The 20,798-nt window shown below is 40.3% G+C and carries 19 protein-coding genes; 16 read left to right on the top strand and 3 right to left on the bottom strand.

Annotation, left to right across the window (positions count from 1 at the left end; all coding sequences use genetic code 11):
* Window positions 1-6 precede the first annotated feature (6 nt).
* The 3 genes from rpsR (at window position 7) to dnaB (ending at window position 2,368) form a co-directional block, all read left to right on the top strand.
* Window positions 7-234, top strand: coding sequence for a 30S ribosomal protein S18 (gene rpsR, locus FTU39_RS05830; RefSeq protein WP_004719336.1), 228 nt, complete (start codon window positions 7-9; stop codon window positions 232-234).
* A 9-nt stretch (window positions 235-243) separates the two neighbouring features.
* Window positions 244-690, top strand: a complete 447-nt coding sequence (rplI, locus tag FTU39_RS05825; RefSeq protein ID WP_004973150.1) for a 50S ribosomal protein L9 — start codon at window positions 244-246, stop codon at window positions 688-690.
* Between the two features lie 232 nt (window positions 691-922).
* Window positions 923-2,368 carry a replicative DNA helicase gene (dnaB, locus tag FTU39_RS05820; RefSeq protein ID WP_004973149.1) on the top strand — a complete coding sequence of 482 codons (1,446 nt, stop codon included), beginning with the start codon at window positions 923-925 and terminating at the stop codon, window positions 2,366-2,368.
* A gap of 21 nt (window positions 2,369-2,389) precedes the next feature.
* Here dnaB and FTU39_RS05815 read toward each other — a convergent pair whose 3' ends face one another.
* Window positions 2,390-2,956, bottom strand: a complete 567-nt coding sequence (locus FTU39_RS05815) for a hypothetical protein (protein ID WP_180051853.1) — start codon at window positions 2,954-2,956, stop codon at window positions 2,390-2,392.
* A gap of 466 nt (window positions 2,957-3,422) precedes the next feature.
* On the opposite strand from FTU39_RS05815, the gene alr reads away from it, so the two are divergent.
* The 5 genes from alr (at window position 3,423) to FTU39_RS05790 (ending at window position 9,332) form a co-directional block, all read left to right on the top strand.
* Window positions 3,423-4,499, top strand: a complete 1,077-nt coding sequence (gene alr, locus FTU39_RS05810; protein WP_167846070.1) for an alanine racemase — start codon at window positions 3,423-3,425, stop codon at window positions 4,497-4,499.
* Window positions 4,500-5,029: 530 nt separating this feature from the next.
* Window positions 5,030-5,776 (top strand): beta-ketoacyl-ACP reductase, encoded by a 747-nt coding sequence (locus FTU39_RS05805; RefSeq protein ID WP_180051851.1) that lies wholly within the window; start codon window positions 5,030-5,032, stop codon window positions 5,774-5,776.
* A gap of 51 nt (window positions 5,777-5,827) precedes the next feature.
* The gene (locus FTU39_RS05800; RefSeq protein ID WP_179991079.1) at window positions 5,828-6,172 is read left to right on the top strand and encodes a phasin family protein; all 345 of its coding nucleotides are present in this window, start codon (window positions 5,828-5,830) and stop codon (window positions 6,170-6,172) included.
* Window positions 6,173-6,297: 125 nt separating this feature from the next.
* The gene (locus FTU39_RS05795) at window positions 6,298-8,010 is read left to right on the top strand and encodes a class I poly(R)-hydroxyalkanoic acid synthase (protein WP_257224397.1); all 1,713 of its coding nucleotides are present in this window, start codon (window positions 6,298-6,300) and stop codon (window positions 8,008-8,010) included.
* 143 nt (window positions 8,011-8,153) lie between these two features.
* Window positions 8,154-9,332, top strand: a complete 1,179-nt coding sequence (locus tag FTU39_RS05790) for an acetyl-CoA C-acetyltransferase (protein WP_004973139.1) — start codon at window positions 8,154-8,156, stop codon at window positions 9,330-9,332.
* Between the two features lie 167 nt (window positions 9,333-9,499).
* Here FTU39_RS05790 and FTU39_RS05785 read toward each other — a convergent pair whose 3' ends face one another.
* Window positions 9,500-10,099, bottom strand: a complete 600-nt coding sequence (locus FTU39_RS05785; RefSeq protein ID WP_004973138.1) for a hypothetical protein — start codon at window positions 10,097-10,099, stop codon at window positions 9,500-9,502.
* Window positions 10,100-10,497: 398 nt separating this feature from the next.
* Here FTU39_RS05785 and FTU39_RS13785 point away from each other — a divergent pair, with 398 nt between their 5' ends.
* Entirely contained in the window at window positions 10,498-11,496 is a 999-nt protein-coding gene (locus tag FTU39_RS13785) for a YafY family protein (protein ID WP_004973137.1), read from the top strand.
* A 347-nt stretch (window positions 11,497-11,843) separates the two neighbouring features.
* Here FTU39_RS13785 and mnmG read toward each other — a convergent pair whose 3' ends face one another.
* On the bottom strand, window positions 11,844-13,724 hold the full coding sequence (gene mnmG, locus FTU39_RS05775; protein WP_096900911.1) for a tRNA uridine-5-carboxymethylaminomethyl(34) synthesis enzyme MnmG: 1,881 nt from the start codon (window positions 13,722-13,724) through the stop codon (window positions 11,844-11,846).
* A 242-nt stretch (window positions 13,725-13,966) separates the two neighbouring features.
* On the opposite strand from mnmG, the gene FTU39_RS05770 reads away from it, so the two are divergent.
* The 7 genes from FTU39_RS05770 to purH all read left to right on the top strand — a co-directional run bounded on the left by FTU39_RS05770 (window position 13,967) and on the right by purH (window position 20,730).
* The gene (locus FTU39_RS05770) at window positions 13,967-14,323 is read left to right on the top strand and encodes a hypothetical protein (protein WP_004973135.1); all 357 of its coding nucleotides are present in this window, start codon (window positions 13,967-13,969) and stop codon (window positions 14,321-14,323) included.
* Between the two features lie 187 nt (window positions 14,324-14,510).
* Window positions 14,511-15,422 (top strand): bile acid:sodium symporter family protein, encoded by a 912-nt coding sequence (locus FTU39_RS05765; RefSeq protein WP_004973134.1) that lies wholly within the window; start codon window positions 14,511-14,513, stop codon window positions 15,420-15,422.
* Window positions 15,423-15,505: 83 nt separating this feature from the next.
* Window positions 15,506-16,387: a bile acid:sodium symporter family protein gene (locus FTU39_RS05760; RefSeq protein ID WP_004973133.1), complete on the top strand. Its 882-nt coding sequence runs from the start codon at window positions 15,506-15,508 to the stop codon at window positions 16,385-16,387.
* Between the two features lie 254 nt (window positions 16,388-16,641).
* Window positions 16,642-17,544 carry a 50S ribosomal protein L11 methyltransferase gene (gene prmA / locus FTU39_RS05755; RefSeq protein ID WP_004973131.1) on the top strand — a complete coding sequence of 301 codons (903 nt, stop codon included), beginning with the start codon at window positions 16,642-16,644 and terminating at the stop codon, window positions 17,542-17,544.
* A gap of 16 nt (window positions 17,545-17,560) precedes the next feature.
* On the top strand, window positions 17,561-18,415 hold the full coding sequence (locus tag FTU39_RS05750; protein ID WP_004973129.1) for a DUF3426 domain-containing protein: 855 nt from the start codon (window positions 17,561-17,563) through the stop codon (window positions 18,413-18,415).
* A 378-nt stretch (window positions 18,416-18,793) separates the two neighbouring features.
* On the top strand, window positions 18,794-19,063 hold the full coding sequence (gene fis, locus FTU39_RS05745) for a DNA-binding transcriptional regulator Fis (RefSeq protein WP_001086304.1): 270 nt from the start codon (window positions 18,794-18,796) through the stop codon (window positions 19,061-19,063).
* A gap of 92 nt (window positions 19,064-19,155) precedes the next feature.
* Window positions 19,156-20,730, top strand: a complete 1,575-nt coding sequence (purH, locus tag FTU39_RS05740) for a bifunctional phosphoribosylaminoimidazolecarboxamide formyltransferase/IMP cyclohydrolase (RefSeq protein WP_096900914.1) — start codon at window positions 19,156-19,158, stop codon at window positions 20,728-20,730.
* Window positions 20,731-20,798 lie beyond the last annotated feature (68 nt).

Genomic DNA, 20,798 nt, shown 5'->3' with positions numbered 1-20,798 from the left:
ACATCAATGGCACGTTTTTACCGTCGTCGCAAGTTCTGCCGCTTTACAGCTGAGAACGTTACGTACATCGACTACAAAGATATCGATACACTAAAACAGTACATCACTGAAAATGGCAAGATTGTTCCTAGCCGTATTACAGGTACTAAAGCTCGTTACCAACGTCAATTAGCGCTTGCTATTAAACAAGCTCGCTACTTAGCGTTGATCCCTTACACTGACAATCATAAGTGAGGTTGAGCTGTGGATATTATCTTATTACAACGCATTAAGAACCTTGGTAAATTAGGCGATAAAGTTTCAGTTAAAGCTGGTTACGGCCGTAACTACTTGATCCCTCAAGGTAAAGCAGTTGCTGCAACTGAAGCAAACACTGCAGCATTTGAAGCTCGTCGTGCTGAACTTGAGAAGCAAGAAGCTGAAATTTTAGCTGCTGCTCAAGCACGTGCTGACCAATTGAACGAAGTTAACATCGTAATCACTGCTAAAGCTGGTGATGAAGGTAAACTTTTCGGTTCTATCGGTACTCGTGACATCGCTGACGCGTTAACGAATGCTGGTCTTGAAGTTGACCGTGCAGAAGTTCGTTTACCAAACGGTGCGCTTCGTCACACTGGTGAATTCAACATCGCAATCCAATTGCACCATGATGTTGTTGCTGAAGTTCTCGTTACTATCGTATCTGAGTAATTTTCTGCAAAAGAAAAGAGCATGCCTAATCGCATGCTCTTTTTTTGTCTTTAGAATATACAGTTAGTACAATTTTCCTAAATCGATCTATACGCTTTGACTTATCCTTCACCAAAATCTACTCGCTTTTTTTTCTAGAGGGCGTATCATCGGGAAGTGGAAAGAATATGAGTTTCAAATTCTATCCCCGTGCATTATTCAGCATTTACTGTTTTAAAAATCAGGGATTTATATGTCACAGGCGACTGCTAGCGCAAAGCAACATACTGCAAAGTCTGATCTAAAACCAAATGAGAACAGCCCGCTTAAAGAGTTTCGTACCCCACCGCATAACTTAGCCATCGAACAAGCTGTTTTGGCTGCGTTAATGACTGTGGCCGAATCTTTTGAACAAGTGGGTGATGTGCTACAAGAATCTGATTTTTACGCGACACGCCACAAATATATTTTCCGCGCCATTGATTCTTTGTCTAAAGAAAACTCACCTTATGATGCCGTATTGGTGAATGACTGGCTGATTAAACAAAATTTACTTGAAGCTGCAGGCGGGGAAGAATACTTAATGCAGCTCATGGCAGACTCGCCTTCTAGTTTTTATAACCTAGAAACCTATGCCACGAAAATTAAAGAATTCTCGACCCTCAGAAACATGATTAAAGTCAGTTCTGAAATTTTACAAAATGCCTATGACACCAAAGGTCGTAGCGTAAGTGAAATTTTAGACTTGGCCGAAACCAATATTTTCCAAATTGCCGAACAACATAATAACAATGCCAAAGCACAAGGCCCAAAAGCCATTTCGAGCGTGGTTGCCGATGTATTCGACAAACTTGATGAACTTTCTAAAATGGAAGGTAACATCACAGGCTTAACCACAGGCTTTGTGGAGTTAGATAATAAAACTTCGGGCATGCAAGCGGGTGACTTGATTATTGTCGCTGCGCGTCCATCTATGGGTAAAACCACCTTTGCCATGAACTTGGTCGAAAGTGTTTTGTTTAACAATGATTTGCCTGCCCTTGTCTACTCTATGGAAATGCCTGCAGACTCAATCGCAATGCGTTTAATTTCTGCATACGGCAAAGTGCATCAAGGGAATTTACGTTCAGGTAAACTCAGTGGCGATGAATGGTCAAAAGTCACAGGCACGATTTTACAACTGCAAGAAAAGCATTTGTATATTGATGACTCATCTGCCCTGCCGCCTACGGAAGTACGTGCACGTGCGCGACGCATTGCCAAACAACATGGCGGTAAAATTGGCTGTATCATGGTCGATTATTTGCAGTTAATGAAAGTCCCAGGCATGGGCGATAACCGTGTCGGCGAAATCTCAGAAATTTCACGTAGCTTAAAAGCCTTGGCCAAAGAGATGAACTGCCCTGTGATTGCTTTGTCACAGCTCAACCGCTCATTAGAGAACCGACCTAATAAACGCCCTGTGATGTCTGACTTGCGTGAATCTGGTGCAATTGAGCAGGATGCGGACTTAATCATGTTTATTTACCGCGACGAAGTTTACAATAAAGAATCTAAAGAAGCAGGTACTGCCGAAATTATTATTGGTAAACAGCGTAACGGCCCAATTGGTACGGTACGTCTTGCTTTTGAAGGGCAATATACGCGTTTTAGTAACTTATCTCCTGAGTATTATGCTCAGTATGATGATGAAGAGTAATGCTTGCATTGCTCTTTTTTATTAAAACCATGTTTTAATCTGACTTATTAACTTTGCCCACCATAGTTTCCAACTTGAGAGTAAATTATAATCTTGACTATTTTCTTCCATTTCAAGTGATGGAAATGCTTTATTTAATTGCTTGCATGTCGGATACTTTTGTTGCAGTTGCGCCAAATAATGTGTCTGATCATAGTTTATAAAACCATCTAAAATCCCAACCTCTGATCTATCGACTGTAGAACAATTTGAGGTCTGCTTATTCCAAGCTAAAAATGGGACAATCGGTTTAGATAAAACAAGCTGGTCATTCTTACAGTTTAATGTTGCAAATGAAACTACTTGATATTGCTGGGGTTTAGCACCATCTGGTGCATAAGCTAAACCAATAATTAATTGGTTTTTAGCTGTACTTTTACCTGAAAATCCACTGTACCATTGAGTAGGCTTTTTATATTTAACCTCATCTAGTATTGAGCGAAAAATAAATTGACCTGAACTAAGTTGAAAGATGAAGTCTGAACTCTCCTGTACTGCCAGTGAACCTTGGTAACGGGCAATAAAAACGTCATTGGGTGAATGTGGCATACAAGCCATAACTGACTGACAAAAAAATAAAGTACTCCATCCCAGATAACAAAATATTTTCATTATTTATTCAACATATCCAAGTTTAAAATGCATTGTTTAATCTCTCTTTGAGTTCATTTAAATTACGAACCCACTCTCCACAATCATCTGAATCTTGCCATAACTCGTACAGTTTAGAATTTCCTGAGTGAGAGCATCTAACACCATAATAGCTTTTAGAACGTATAGTTTTATATGAAAAATAAAGTCTGAAACTTTTACAAATTATTTGCAATCAATAACCTAATAGATTTTTCGATCTTAAATTAATTTATGATCAAAAACTTAAATGTTCATGTCTATTTGAGGTTGATAGGTCTACAATAGTGAATATTTTTAAATAGAACTATTTTTAGTATTTATTTATCACTCCACAGTGTATCTAACACAAATTACCAATTGTCATTCCCAAGGAGTATTTAGGGTGCGCCAAGCAACAGTTTATATTGACAGTCAGGCACTGCAATATAATTTAAACCGTGTCAAACAACTTGCCCCAACAGCGAAAATTGTTAGCATGGTCAAGGCCAATGCTTACGGACATGGTGTAAAAGACTGCTTAGCAGCCTTAAAAGACAGCGATGCCTTTGGTGTCGCTTGCGTTGAAGAAGCCTTAGAAATTCGTGAATTGGGATATACGCAGCCCATCACCCTGATTGAAGGTGTTTTTTCTGCCGATGAAATGCAAAGTGTGTTAGCACACAAATTAGAATGTGTGGTGCATCATCAAGCACAGCTCGACTGGCTGCTACAACATAAAGCTGATTACATCACACAAGGCTTAAAAGTCTGGGTCAAACTCAACAGTGGCATGAATCGTTTAGGTTTTAAAATTCCTGAAATTATTGATGTGATTCACATGCTCAAAGCCGAAGGTTTTACCTGTGTGTTGACCATGCATTTTGCCAATGCCGATGGTGATCATGCTTTAAATGATCAACAAGTCGCGCAATTTTTGCATGTCAAAGACAATTGCAGCCCTATTCTTGCTTCTTGCTGTAACTCTGCTGCAATCTATCGTTATCCCGAATTGCATTTTGATTATGTACGCCCAGGCATTATGCTTTACGGTGCAACGCCTTTTGCCGCACATAATGTGCATACACTCGACTTAAAGCCTGTGATGACTTTAAGCGCAGAAGTGATCGCACTAAATGAAATTGATGCAGGCGAACACGTCGGCTACGGTTCAACCTTTACTGCAGAACAAGCCATGCAAATTGCGATTGTTTCAATTGGCTATGGCGATGGTTATCCACGTACATTTGTGCAGCCAAATTTTGTTGCGATTGGTACAAAATTAACGCCTGTACTTGGTCGTGTGTCTATGGATATGATTGCCATTGATGTCACAGGTTTAGACGTTGAATTAGGCACACAAGTTGAACTATGGGGCAAACACCGTTTGGTGGATGATGTTGCCACAGCCAATGGTACGATTGGCTATGAGTTGTTGTGTCGTTTAAGCCCTCGCCCACAGCGCAAGGCAACCAGCATTTAACTTTCTTTTTTCGATCTGTTGCATGTAGCAGTTTTGCTGCATGCAATCGTCTAAGCCATTCTCTTTTTCTTTCTTATATTTTTCTTTTCGCTTTTTATTTTCTTAAATTCACTGTATTTCCATTCATATTGATAAAAATTTGTGGTCACCCACATTTGCATTTAGCGCTTTACAGTCATCCAAATATTTAGCTGAAAATCACACTCAAAATCTCAAGAAAAAACAATATGCTCGCGCACTGTCTTTAAACTGCCACATCGCTTCAAATTCATGGATTAATCACATTTCACTAGTTCTCAGAAGTTTGTGCTGCGCGCTACGATGAATCAATGACTTCACGACTATTTAAGCCATTTATAAAAGCATCCACATGATAAGAAAATAATCTATTACCAATATTTGTTTACTTTTGACTTCAAAGCATCATCAAACTGCAGCCTCTTTGAAATATAAAACGCTTAATTTCTAAACAAGAATAAAGAGGAAAAACTCCTTAATTTTTATAACCTTATTCTGCTTAGGAAAAGAATATGTCTGAACAAAAAGTAGCTTTAGTGACGGGTGCATTAGGTGGTATTGGCAGTGAGATTTGCCATCAACTGGTTACAGCAGGCTATAAAATTATTGCAACGGTTGTACCAAGAGAAGAAGATCGCGAAAAACAATGGCTTGAAAGCAACGGCTTTACAGAAAGCGATGTGCGCTTTGTTTTAACCAACTTAAATGAGCATGAAGCGGCTACAGCAGCCATTCAAGAAGCGATTGATGCTGAAGGTCGTGTAGATGTGTTGGTCAACAATGCAGGTATTACCCGCGATGCGACTTTCAAAAAAATGAGCTATACGCAGTGGTCTGAAGTGATTGATACCAATTTAAAAACACTTTTTACAGTGACTCAGCCTGTATTTAACAAAATGTTAGAACAAAAATCTGGTCGGATTGTGAACATTAGTTCGGTGAACGGTTTAAAAGGTCAATTTGGTCAAGCCAACTACTCTGCAACTAAGGCAGGCATCATCGGCTTTAGCAAAGCTTTGGCGCAAGAAGGCGCACGTTCAAATATCTGCGTGAACGTCGTTGCACCAGGTTATACCGCAACCCCGATGGTCACAGCCATGCGCGAAGAAGTAATTAAAAGCATTGAAGCACAAATTCCTCTGCAACGTCTTGCCGCCCCTACCGAAATTGCGGCAGCAGTTATGTATTTAGTGAGTGATCATGCTGCATACGTAACAGGCGAAACCTTATCAATCAACGGCGGCTTATACATGCACTAAGCGTGTAACACCTCATTTGAATCTACAAGTTTATTTACTGGAGTGACACCCATGCTATACGGCGACTTATTTTCAAACATGAATGCTCAATACAAAAACGTGTTTGAACCGTACACCAAATTCAACAGTATAGTTGCAAAAAATTTTGCTAACTTAACCAACCTACAATTAGAAGCAGCACGCAACTATGCCAACATTGGTTTAGCACAAATGTTTGCCAATAGCGAAGTGAAAGACATGCAAAGCATGGTGAACTGCACCACCAAGCAATTAGAAACTATGAACAAACTCAGTCAGCAAATGATTGAAGATGGCAAAAAATTAGCAACACTGACTTCAGAATTCAAAGCTGAATTTGAAAAGTTAGTCAGCGATTCAATGCCAAATAACAAATAAACACTGCTCTGAAAACCATGCGTTATCAGGACGAATGTTACGGGGAAGTGTGAAAATTTCCCCGTTTTAGTTTCAGCCTTGCACTCAATTTGATTGCTAAAAGCCATGTGCCATGGAGCGATGAAATGAAACAGAACTCATTTCAATTCAAAGAAAATATATTACAATTTTTCTCTAGCCACGATGATATCTGGAAAAAACTACAAGAATTTTATTATGGGCAAAGCCCTATTAATGACGCCTTAACACAGCTCAACAAAGAAGATATGTCGATGTTCTTTGAAGCTTTGTCTAAAAATCCAGCACGCTTGATGGAAATGCAATGGAGCTGGTGGCAAGGTCAAATGCAAATCTACCAAAATGTGATGATGCGCAGTGTGGCAAAAGACATCGAACCATTCATTCAACCTGAAAGTGGTGATCGTCGTTTTAACAGCCCATTATGGCAAGAACAACCCAATTTTGACCTGTTATCGCAGTCATATTTGTTGTTTAGCCAACTGGTACAAAATATGGTGGATGTCGTAGAAGGCATTCCAGACAAAGTGCGTTACCGCCTTCACTTTTTTACCCGCCAAATGATTAATGCTTTATCACCAAGCAATTTTCTTTGGACTAACCCTGAAGTGATTCAGCAAACCATTACCGAACAAGGTGAAAACCTTGTCCGTGGCATGCAAATTTTCCATGATGATGTGGTCAATAGCGGAAAATATTTATCTATTCGCATGGTCAATAGTGACTCTTTTAGCTTGGGTAAAGATTTAGCCTACACGCCAGGTGCAGTGGTATTTGAAAATGAAATTTTCCAGTTGTTGCAATATGAAGCAACCACAGAAAATGTATATCAAACTCCGATTCTAATCGTGCCGCCATTTATTAATAAATATTATGTGCTGGATTTACGCGAACAAAACTCGTTGGTGAACTGGTTACGTCAGCAAGGTCATACGGTCTTTTTAATGTCTTGGCGTAACCCAAATGCTGAACAAAAAGAACTCACTTTCGCAGATCTGATTACCGCAGGTGCAGTTGAAGCTTTGCGTGTTATTGAAGAAATTACAGGCGAAAAAGAAGCCAACTGTATCGGCTATTGTATTGGTGGTACTTTACTTGCTGCAACGCAGGCTTATTACCTGGCAAAACGCCTGAAAAGTCATGTGAAATCTGCCACGTATATGGCAACCATTATCGACTTTGAAAACCCAGGCAGCTTAGGCGTATTTATTAATGAACCTGTGATTAGTGGTTTAGAAACCTTAAATAATCAATTGGGTTATTTTGATGGTCGCCAGTTGGCAGTCACGTTCAGTTTGTTACGTGAAAATACCCTGTACTGGAACTACTACATCGAGAACTATTTAAAAGGCAAAGAGCCTTCAGATTTCGATATTTTGTATTGGAACAGCGACGGCACCAATATTCCTGCCAAAATTCATAATTTCTTATTGCGTAATTTGTATTTGAATAATGAATTGATTTCACCAAATGCAGTAAAAGTGAACGGTGTTGGACTCAACCTTTCTCGTGTCAAAACTCCAAGCTTCTTTATTGCTACGCAGGAAGATCATATCGCGCTTTGGGATACCTGCTTCCGTGGTGCAGATTACTTAGGTAGTGAATCTACACTGGTACTTGGTGAATCTGGACACGTGGCAGGCATTGTGAATCCGCCAAGTCGTAATAAATACGGTTGCTATACCAATACTGCCAAGTTTGAAAATACCAAGCAATGGCTTGATGGTGCAGAGTATCATCCTGAATCTTGGTGGCTACGCTGGCAGGCTTGGGTCACACCGTATGCAGGCGAAACAAGTCCCTGCCCGCGCCTTAGGTAATGCGCAATATCCAATGATAGAAGCAGCACCAGGTCGCTATGTTTTGGTAAATTTATTTTAATCAGTCATATAACAACAGCAATGCACATGCTATATATCATGTGCATCCACAGAAACGTAAACATAAAATTTAAGGATATAAAATGAAAGATGTTGTCATTGTTGCTGCAAAACGTACTGCGATTGGTAGCTTTTTAGGTAGTCTCGCTTCTTTATCTGCACCACAATTGGGGCAAACAGCAATTCGTGCAGTCTTAGACAGTGCTAAAGTACAGCCTGAACAAGTCGATCAGGTGATTATGGGTAACGTACTCACTACAGGTGTAGGACAAAACCCTGCACGTCAAGCCGCAATTGCTGCAGGTATTCCTGTACAAGTGCCTGCATCAACGCTAAACGTGGTGTGTGGTTCGGGATTACGTGCCGTACATTTGGCTGCACAAGCGATTCAGTGTGATGAAGCAGAAATTGTAGTTGCTGGTGGTCAAGAATCAATGTCACAAAGCGCACACTATATGCAGTTGCGAAACTGTCAAAAAATGGGGAATGCCCAGTTGATCGACAGCATGGTGGCTGATGGTTTAACCGATGCCTATAACCAATATCACATGGGTATTACTGCAGAAAATATTGTAGAAAAACTTGGTTTAAACCGTGAAGAACAAGACCAATTGGCACTGACTTCACAACAACGCGCGGCTGCAGCACAAGCGGCTGGTAAATTTAAAGATGAAATTGCGGCTGTAAGCATTCCACAGCGTAAAGGCGACCCAATTGTATTTGCTGAAGATGAATACATCAAAGCCAATACTACCCTTGAAAGCCTGAATAAATTACGCCCTGCGTTCAAAAAAGATGGCAGCGTAACCGCAGGCAATGCTTCTGGTATTAACGATGGTGCAGCAGCAGTGTTGATGATGAGTGCAGACAAAGCTGCAGCCTTAGGTCTACAACCTTTAGCACGTATTAAAGCCTATGCAATGTCGGGTATTGAGCCTGAAATTATGGGTCTTGGCCCTGTTGAAGCGGTAAAGAAAACCCTGAATAAAGCAGGCTGGAGCTTAGATCAGGTCGATTTAATTGAAGCCAACGAAGCCTTTGCCGCACAAGCACTAGGTGTTGCCAAAGAATTAGGCTTAGACCTAGATAAAGTAAACGTGAATGGTGGCGCAATTGCCCTCGGTCACCCGATTGGTGCTTCAGGTTGCCGTATCCTCGTGACGTTACTACACGAAATGCAACGCCGTGATGCGAAAAAAGGCATCGCAACGCTTTGCGTAGGCGGTGGTATGGGTGTTGCACTTGCGGTTGAACGCGACTAAGTAACCGAGCCGAAAGTACTGCACGAGTCAAAGCTATTGAATTTGATAGCTGTTCAAAGCCAGTAATAAGTTAAGACATAATGGGAGCTTCGGCTTCCACTATTTTTTTAACTACACAGAGCTTAAAATAATATTGTTGTCGATTAATTTGACATGACAAGTTCTGCTTAATCCACCGAAAGTAAGTGCTGAATATGATCACTAAAGTGATAAAAATGCATGGTATCGGGTTGCTGTTTCAGCTGTTGCCATGCGTCTACAAACGACGTCCAACCTAAATCTTTTAGGCATTGCACAATCATTTCCAATTGCGACAAAGTCTTTTCAGTCGATTGTTTTAACCGAATTTGTCGGTCTAATTGTTCAATTTTTTGCCCCAATTGGAAAAATAAATATATCTGCTGTGGTTCTGCATCTAATAGTGCTTCGCAGTCTTGTACCACATCACAAATATAACTCGCGTTATCGCACGCATTTTGAATACATTGCTGTAATTCAACATAAGTAGCTTTAGAAAACACCTGTGCCAAGTTTTGAATTTTTGTCCGTGTTTGCTCAAACTGCATCGCAAATGAAGCAGGCTGTTCTTCGTTTAAAATCAATTCATTTAAAGAAGCTGCATCAAATGCAGGCAAACAAAAGGCATGTGCATAAGTCAAAGCAGCATCATTTTGTTTAAATGGAAATTGCTGACATACATATTGAATACGGGTTAAATAACGGGCTAACCAAAAAATTTCTCGCGCATCGCTGCTAGATAAATTCACGGTTGTTTCATCCTCCTAACTCTAAGGTCTGTTGATAATTCATCGCGATAAAGCACCTCAATCGCCTTGCCCAATTAACCTACAGCACTCATCCACTCAGACCGCTTTTATTTACATAAACCTGTATCTACCATACAAAACAATGACGGGTTTTCACTTAAACACAACTATTCAATCTTGCTTTTCTAATTGATCCAAGTATGGCTTGAGGTCATAGTTTCTGATTCACTTCTATTATTTGATTAACTTTGCCCGTCCAAATTTTGTGATATTTACTGCAAAATCTGCGGTTATATTTTGCCCTTTTTCAGTAAAAAACTTGCTAATCATTCCGAGTTTTCTTATTGTGTGGAAGAACAAGTTTTCATCCGTATGAATTGACCTAGTAAATATTGAATATGTCTATACAAGAAAAAGAAACATCGAATAGTTTATATCGCCAATGGCAAATTTTATCGCGCCTTTCTACAGGTAAATGGATGGGCACACGTGAATTACACGATGTCCTGCAACGTGAAGGTATCGACATTAGTTTGCGTACGATTCAACGTGACTTAAATCAAATTTCTCAGCGCTTTCCAATTGAAAGTAATGGTACCGTACCACAAGGTTGGCGCTGGCGTTCAGATGCACCGATTCAAAGTTTACCGCACATGACCAGCTCTCAAGCGGTAACGTTTATGATGGTCGAGGAACATTTAAAACATCTGCTGCCGCCAAGTTTGATTGAAGAAATGAACCCATGGTTTGATTTGGCACGACGCAGTCTATCGACCCAAAACAATGTCCGCCAATGGATTAATCGTGTGCGAATTGTGCCTGCAACACAACCTTTAATTCCACCAGTCGTAGACCGCAATGCACAACAGGCGATATATGAAGGCTTGCTCCAAGACAAACAACTAGAATGTATTTATCAATCACGCAGCAATTCAGGCGAAGAAAAAACTTATGTGCTGAATCCTTTGGCTTTGGTGCAAAAAGGTGCGGTGATTTATTTAATCTGTACTCGATTTGACAAAACCGACATTCAAACCTTTGCCCTGCATCGTTTTAAAGCAGCCAAAGTTTTAGATTCACGCGCCTTGCATCCTGTTAATTTTGATATTGATGCCTATATTGAATCTGGCGAATTAGGTTTTAGAGTCGATTTCAGTAAAGCTACTGAAAATATTCAGCTCAAACTCACCATGCAAAAAGCTGATGCCATTTACTTCGATGAAAGCCAATTAAGCAAAGATCAAACTATGGAAACACTGGAAAATGGTAATGTGTTGGTGACTGCCACTGTGCCGTTTACCTCACAATTGGTTTGGTGGTTGCGTAGTTTTGGTAAAAAGCTAATTCAGATTGAACCTGTAGAAGTTGCCAATGCGGTGCATCAAACTCAGGAATAAAAAAGCCCCAAATATATTGGGGCGATAGCATTATCGTTCTCTTTTAAATCAAATTATTGTGATTGCTGATTGAAGTTAAAATTAAAATTGACTCGGCATCGTTCAGCGTGGGCATGCCAGTTCAGCTGTACTATAACGAATGCTTTTTAAAGTCATATTTTGCTCCTATCTATGTTGATAAGTGTCACTTTAAATGCTCCTGATCTAGCTGTGAAATCATAAGATATGCAGTCGAAATCAGATTTATTCTTATACGCAACTTCTTCTTTGCTTAGCATCTGATTTACTTTGGCGCATAAAAAAGCCCGCAATTTAAATTGTGGGCTTCTTCATCAATCCATCAAACCTTAAGCAGATTTACGTGACTGTGCATTTTTACGAATGGTGATCATCACCAATTGAACTGCGGCAGGTGTCACACCTGGAATACGACTGGCTTGTGCCAAAGTTTCAGGCAAAACATGCTTCAATTTTAGCGTGATTTCACGCGATAAACCTGACACTGCATCATAATCAAAATCGGCAGGGATTTTGGTTTCTTCCAAGCGTTTTAATTGTGCGACATCTTCATGCTGACGGTTGATATAACCTGCATATTTCACTGCAATTTCAATTTGATCGCCCACTTGTGCAGAAACGTCTGAACCCGTTAATTCTGCGATTTGCGCAAAACTGATATTTGGACGTTTTAACAGATCAATCGCAGAACATTCTTTGGATAAATCTGCACCTGTCATTTCAACAAATTTTTTACCCATTGGGTTGTTTGGTGCAGCCCACAAATGTTGTAAACGCCCTGTTTCACGTTCTACTGCTTCCATTTTTTCACAGTAAGCTGCCCAACGAGTGTCATCCACCAAACCAAGCTCACGACCAATTGGCGTCAAACGCTGATCGGCATTATCTTCACGCAACATCAAACGGTATTCCGCACGTGAGGTAAACATGCGGTACGGTTCTTTGGTACCTAGCGTGATCAAATCATCAACCAATACACCAATATAAGCTTCGTCACGTTTTGGTGTCCATTGTTCCTGATCCCAAGCGCGACGTGCCGCATTCAAACCAGCTAACACACCTTGCGCACCCGCTTCTTCATAGCCAGTCGTACCATTAATTTGACCTGCAAAATACAAGTTATTAATGGCTTTAGTTTCCAAAGTGAATTTCAAGGCTTGTGGATTGAAGTAATCATATTCAATCGCATAACCTGGACGCAAAATATGCGCATTTTCCATACCACGGATTGAACGAACTAACTCGAACTGCACATCAAACGGTAAAGAGGTTGAAATCCCGTTTGGATACAATTCATGTGTATCTAAACCTTCAGGCTCCAAAAATACCTGATGCGAGTCTTTATCAGAAAAACGGTGAATTTTATCTTCAATCGATGGGCAGTAACGTGGGCCAACACCTTCAATCACACCTGTATACATCGGTGAACGATCTAAACCACCACGAATAATTTCGTGAGTACGTTCATTGGTATGGGTGATATAGCAGTTCACTTGTTCAGGGTGCATCGACACATCACCCATGAATGACATGGTTGGTGATGGGAAATCACCTGGCTGCGGAATCATGACCGAAAAATCGACTGAGCGTGCATCAATACGTGGTGGCGTACCTGTTTTTAAACGCCCAACAGGCAAATTTAATTCACGTAAACGTGCCGCCAAAGCAATTGATGGAGGATCGCCTGCACGACCACCGCTCGATTTTTCTAAACCGATGTGAATCACACCACCCAAGAATGTACCTGTGGTCAATACCACGGTTTTCGCATCAAAACGAATCCCCATTTGAGTGACTACACCTTTTACAGTATCGCCTTCTACAATCAGGTCATCGGCTGCTTGTTGGAAAATATCTAAATTGGCTTGGTTTTCTAAAGTGGCGCGAATCGCAGCTTTAAAGCGAACTCGGTCTGCCTGCGCACGTGTTGCACGAACAGCAGCACCTTTACGCGAGTTTAAAATACGGAATTGAATCCCGCTTTTATCGGCAGCCAATGCCATTGCGCCGCCTAAGGCATCAATCTCACGTACCAAATGCGACTTACCAATCCCGCCAATTGCAGGGTTACAGCTCATTTGCCCTAAAGTCTCAATGTTATGAGTTAAGAGTAAGGTTTGACGACCCATACGTGCTGCTGCAAGCGCCGCTTCGGTGCCTGCGTGACCGCCACCAATAACAATGACATCGTAAACTTTAGGATAGTGCATAATGGTCAATGAGAGATAAAAAATAAAGACGGAATATTATAGCAAAACTTGTGGCATAAGTTGACAGATTCAGTCGATTTTATTGGCTTAACCGCGCTACAAAATTAATATTTTGTAATCCAAATTTGCATTTTTACTGTACATAAAAACATTTAGACCTAAAAATTAACCAGATCACCGTTGTTTTAATTTGTCTATTTTTTATCCTAATAGCACAGATATGAGAAACAAAGGGAAACATCATGAATAAGAAAATTTTGCTGTCCTCTATGCTTTGTGGCTTATTTTTCAGTCCATTTGCAGTGCAGGCAAATGATAAAGTAGAAACCGTCTATAACGCGCAAAAATTCCAGCAAGTCTGTAAAGGTAAAACTCAGGGCGCACCTGTAAGCTTTGCTTATCGTGGGATTATCTGGAATGGTACCTGTGAACCACAATTCTTTAGTTCATCTAAAGCAGTGCAATTACAAGGCAATGAGCCTGAATTATACCGTTCTTGTATGGCAGATGCGCAAAGTACCGTCATTACAGTCAATGGTACTGAGTTAAAAGGCAAATGTGCCTTAGGCTTTACGCCACCACGCCCTGCTGCCATGTGATCAATCACTTAATCTATATTTTCATGAACAGATCGGCTTGTATTCATTCAAACTGAAAGCATGAAAATAACACCAAAGCAGTCATTTATAAGAAGTGACTGCTTTGTTTATTGCACAAGCTCAAAAAACAATTACACTGCAAAGAGAGGGAAAATTATACCCATAAGAAAAAAATAAAGGATGTGCTATGGATTCAGGCTTTTTTACCTTTTTTCTACCACTGACCTTGGCTGTGATGATGATGGGCTTAGGCTTACAACTCACGCCTAAAGACTTTATTCGGGTCAATCAATTTCCTAAAGTCATTTTTTTAACGCTTTTTTCACAATTGGTCATTTTGCCTGTTTTAGCATTTTCAATTTGTTTATTTTTAGAATTGCCACCGCTATTGGCAATTGGCTTAATGCTGCTTGCTGCCTCACCAGGGGGGCCTACTGCGAACTTATTTAGCTATGTTTATAAAGGTGACGTTGCCCTAAATATTACCCTAACCGCAATGAACTCTGTGATGGCAACCTTTACGCTGCCTTTTATTGTTAATTTGTCTTTTCTGTATTTTATGACCGATCAACAACAAATTGGCATGCCAATTGAAAAAATGGCACAGGTTTTTTTACTGATTATTGTGCCTGTATGTGTAGGAATGGCGGTGCGTAATGCAATGCCACAAATTGCATTACAGTTGGGCAAACCTATGCGTTTGATGTCCATTTATTTCATTTTCGCTTTATTCTTTTATGCGCTTTTCCGCGAACGCGCCAATGTCTTTGACTATTTCAGTGCGATTGGTATCGCCACAGCGCTTTTTTGCTTTTTAAGTTTACTTATTGGTTATCTTGTGCCGTATTTGGCGGGTGTGCCTGATCAACAAGCACGCTCTTGTTGTTTTGAAATTGGCATTCATAACACTGCTGTTTCTTTAACCGTTGCGCTATCGGTTTTGCAAAGCACTGAAATTGCCATTCCTTCTGCGATTTACACCATTTTTATGTATATGTTCAGCTTTATTTTAGGGAGTATGTTAGCTAGACAATCGGCCAAACTTGCCCATCAACACAAACAGGAGCAGAGTTTAAACCACAATAAAAATACAATTTAAAACGTGAGCAAAATTAACTACATATTAAACAAACAGTTAAATATCAAATAAATTATTGTAGATGTAAAAACAAAGGAGTGTTTATGGATTCAGGATTAATCACAATATTTTTGCCGCTGGCTTTGGCCGTGGTCATGGCTGGACTTGGCTTAGAACTCACTCCTAACGACTTTAAACGGGTGAGCAAACACCCCAAAGCGGTGTTTATTGCTTTATTTTGTCAATTGGTCGTCCTGACAGCAATTGCATTTTTTATTTGTAAACTGCTGAATTTACCACCATTGCTTGCAGTCGGACTCATGCTACTGGCAGCATCTCCTGGCGGGCCAACAGCCAACTTGTTTAGCTACTTATATAAGGGCGATATTGCCCTAAACATCACCCTTACTGCCGTCAATTCCGTGATTGCAGCATTTACCTTACCACTGATTGTCAACTTTGCCATTCAGCATTTTATGCAGGATGGGCAACAAGTTGGCTTACAATTTGCCAAAGTATTGCAGGTGTTTTTAATTATTATTATCCCTGTCACTTTAGGGATGTTAGTACGCCATTTTAGCCCTCAAACGGCAGACCGCTTAAACAAACCTGTGCGTATTTTTGCTGTGGTTTTTCTAATTGTGATTATTATTGGCGCAATTGCCAAAGAGCGAAACAACATCATGCTTTATTTGGCAGATGTAGGACTTGCCACTGCCCTGTTCTGTGCCTGCAGTTTATTGATTGGTTATTTTGTCCCGCGTTTCTTTGGCGTAAATAGCCAACAAGCCCGAGCCTGCGCCTTTGAAATTGGCATTCACAACAGTACCCTTGCAATGACTATCGCCCTAACCGTTATGTCAAGCTCAACCATTGCCATGCCTGCTGCGGTTTATTCTATTTTCATGTATATTTTTGCCGCAATTTTAGGCACATTACTAAATAAATTTGTGCCGACACCTGCATCGGAGCAATCTGCATCCTAAACAAGTCTCTCAATCATCCCCAATCCAGCAATTTGACTGTTTTGGGGATGATTGAGCGATGATGGTTCAAACAAATTCTTAACTTATATTTTTTAGAGTTATATTTTTGTCACATTATTCGACTATAAGCATAAAGCGAATTTGAAACTTCCAATCGTATAGAGTTTTCCCTTTCGCAATCCGAATAAAAAATAACAGCGTCTGCACCAGTTCAGTTACAATAGCGCTTTCGCATTAAATTTTAGGTTATCTCCGTGAAGTGGTTACAAATACATATTACTGTTGATCAAGCGCAAGTCGATTTTACTGAAACCCTGCTCAGTTCATTGGGTGCAGTCAGCGTAACCTTAGATGATGCGGAAAATCAGGACTTACTTGAGCCACTGCCAGGTGAAACACCACTTTGGAACAAAGTCATTGTGACAGGTATTTATGCACAAGACGAAGGTGAAGAAATTGATGTTGCAGCCTTAGAAACCTTTATTCGTGCGCAAATGCCAGATGCCCCTTTACGCAGTGAATTTTTGGAAGATCAGGTTTGGGAACGCTCATGGATGGATTACTACGAGCCAATCCAGATTGCAGAGAAATTCTGGATTGTACCTGAATGGTTAGAACCACCTGAGGCAGATGCAGTCAATATTAAACTTGACCCAGGTTTGGCTTTTGGTACAGGTAACCATGCCAGTACGTTCCTGTGCCTGCAATGGTTAGGTAAAACCAATGTAAAAGATAAAGTCGTGATCGACTACGGTTGTGGTTCAGGTATTTTAGGAGTAGCGGCTTTGTTGCTCGGTGCAAAAAAAGTCTATGCGACTGATATTGACCCGCAAGCAGTTTTAGCGACCAAACAAAATGCAGAACTCAACGGTGTACTTAAAAACTTATATGTGGGACTTCCAGAAGAGTTCAATGAAACCATCGGTAATGAAAAAGCAGACATTTTAGTTGCCAATATTTTGGCAGGCCCATTGATGATGCTTGCGCCAGAGTTTGCAACTTTAATTAAATCTGAGGGCGAGTTCGCACTTGCAGGTGTAATTGAAGAGCAAGTTGCTGAAGTTTCTAGTGTTTATTCTGAATTTTTTGATATAGTACAAGTCGAAAAACGTGAAGAAAACTGGTGTCGAATTTCTGGGAAACGCCATCCCCACTAACTGTAATTTTTGAGTTATGAGTGACAAGCAAACCAAGTGCCCTGAATGCCAAACTGTTTATAAAGTATCCGTTGCGCAGCTGACCGTTGCGCAAGGGATGGTTTGTTGTCCTAAATGCGACAATACCTTTAATGCTCTTTCGCATTTGGTATTTGCCTTTCCTCAAAATAAAAACTCAGTCACATCACAATTACATCACATTCAAAACCGCAGTTTTATGCAGGCAACTGCTGAACTTGCGCAACCGCAACATATTTTAGATATTTTTCAGCGTAAAGTTGAACATTCCAATATTGATCTGAAAACCTATCTGAATAACCTCAATTATTTCAGTACTGAACCGATTGGCAACATTCCTGCCATGAAGTTGTCTGCGCCTGATCTTGAAAGTGAAAAAAAGCATGGCAATGGTTACTACTTACTTTGGGGAATTATTAATCTTTTATTGATTGGCTTGTTGATCTTCCAAATTTTGTGGTTTAACCCAAAGTTTTTAAACAGCAGCCCTGCACTGAATTCTGTGTTTACCCAAGTCTGTCAATTTTTTAACTGTAGCAGTTTAGAAGAACGCTATAGCTTAATTTCAGCAAATCGCGTGAAGGTTAAACGTGTAGATCGTATGAATACACAATTTACGGGTGAGCTGATCAATTACTATGATAAAAGCTTGGCTTTGCCTAATATCAAAGTCACTTTAAAAGAAAAACAACAAACATTATCGACTTACATCTATTCCCCACAGGAGTATTTGGTCGAAAGTCTTTCGAGCATTCAACGTATTCCTAAAAACAGTCCATTTAAGTTTGACATTTTAGTTCCAATATCACGAAACGACTTCGATGCCTATACTTTAGAAATTATCAAGCCTTAATTCACAAAAAAATAGCGAAAAAAATTAAAAAAATTGCAGTTTTCTTGCTCACTTTTTCTCATACAATGGTATCATACGCGCCACGAAAGCTTTGTGCTGCAAACTCCTCGCAAGATTCACAACAAATATAGATCTGTCTAATGCGCTTTATTTTTATATATCGCGTACAGAGTAGATTTTTTGTTTTGATTTTGGTCTGTAACAATTATTAATGTATTGTTACGCTTAAATTTCGACCAATGCCTAGAGTTGTGGCAAGCTAAATGTTCCAGTTTTAGAACTTCCCGTTTTAGGATCTAAAACGGAGTTCATTTAATTTATAGACCACATTGATATATCACTTTATCCCAGTGATATCTGATTTTCGGATTAATTCGCATGAATAGCAAATCTCCTATTTTTACTGCACAATCTGATGTTGCTTTACGTATTCACGTAGATCGCGCAGTTCGCCATTATTTTGCACAACTACAAGGTGAACAACCTTCACAAGTGTATGACATGGTGTTAGCAGAAATGGAGAAACCTCTTTTATCTGTTGTTCTTGAATACACTCGCGGTAACCAAACACGCGCTGCTGAAATTCTTGGACTAAACCGTGGTACTTTACGTAAAAAGTTAAAAGCTCACGGTTTAATGAGTGAATAAGTGATAAAATGCTTGCGACCTCCGCAGGCATTTTTTTTACCTGCATTTTGCTAGTTTGTTTTAATCTGTAATTGAAAACTGTGACGAAGATCATGACTATTAAACGCGCTTTAATCTCTGTTTCTGACAAAACAGGTATTGTTGAATTTGCACAAGACCTTGCTGCTCTTGGGGTAGAAATTTTATCTACTGGCGGTACTTATAAGTTGCTTAAAGACAACAATATTGCTGTCGTAGAAGTATCAGAGCATACTGGTTTCCCTGAAATGATGGATGGTCGTGTAAAAACGTTACACCCAAAAATTCATGGCGGTATCTTGGCTCGTCGTGGTCTAGACGAAGCAGTCATGGCAGAACACAATATTGATGCCATCGACTTGGTTGTTGTTAACCTTTATCCATTTGCTGCGACTGTTGCAAAACCAAATTGTTCACTTGCAGATGCGATTGAGAACATCGACATTGGTGGCCCTACTATGGTTCGCGCTGCAGCGAAAAACCATGCTTCTGTAGGTATTGTAGTAAATGCTTCTGACTATGCGACTGTTATTGCAGAAATGAAAAGCAACGGTGCATTGTCTTACGAAACTCGTTTTGATTTGGCAGTGAAAGCATTTGAACACACTGCACAATATGACGGCATGATCGCCTCTTACTTAGGTGCACGTGTAGGTAAAGAAGAAGGTACTGCTGACCAATTTTCACGTACATTCAATACACAATTGAACAAAGCGCAAGATTTACGTTACGGCGAAAACCCGCATCAATCTGCAGCGTTCTATGTAGACCCTGCTGCAACTGAAGCTTCTGTTTCTACAGCGAAACAGCTTCAAGGTAAAGAATTATCTTATAACAACATTGCAGATACTGATGCCGCACTTGAATGTGTGAAATCATTTGCAAAACCTGCTTGTGTGATCGTAAAACACGCGAACCCATGTGGTGTTGCTGTATCTTTAGACGGTATTCAAGCGGCTTATGACCTTGCTTATGCAACTGACCCTGAATCTGCATTTGGTGGCATCATTGCGTTTAACCGTGAGTTAGACGTTGCCACTGCACAAGCGATTGTAGACCGTCAATTCGTTGAAGTAATCATTGCGCCTAGCATTGCAGATGGCGTACTTGAAGTGACTGGCGCGAAGAAAAACGTACGTGTATTGGTATGTGGTGAGCTTCCTGCGATTGATGCACGCGCTCCACAAATGGATTACAAACGTGTCAACGGCGGTTTATTGGTTCAAGATCAAGACTTGGGCATGATCACTAAAGATGACTTAAAAGTTGTGACCAAACGTGCACCAACTGAACAAGAAATTGACGACATGATCTTTGCTTGGAAAGTTGCGAAATACGTAAAATCGAACGCAATTGTTTATGCAAAAAACCGTCAGACCATTGGTGTTGGTGCAGGTCAAATGAGCCGTGTAAACTCTGCTCGTATTGCTGCCATTAAAGCAGAACATGCAGGTTTAGTGGTTGAAGGTGCAGTAATGGCATCTGACGCATTCTTCCCATTCCGTGATGGTATTGATAACGCAGCTAAAGCTGGTATCAAATGCATTATTCAACCGGGTGGTTCTATGCGTGATGAAGAAACGATTGCAGCAGCAGATGAAGCTGGTATTGCAATGGTCTTCACTGGCATGCGTCATTTCCGTCACTAATTAAACTCATTAATTAGAAGTCGTATTTAATAATCCTCCGAAATCCCCCTTTTTTATAAAAGGGGGAC

It is taken from the genome of Acinetobacter sp. YH12099 (assembly GCF_013419195.1).
Taxonomy (GTDB): Bacteria; Pseudomonadota; Gammaproteobacteria; order Pseudomonadales; family Moraxellaceae; genus Acinetobacter; species Acinetobacter towneri.
The sequence above is the reverse complement of the archived record's forward strand: the minus strand, read 5'-3'. Positions and strand labels throughout refer to the sequence as shown.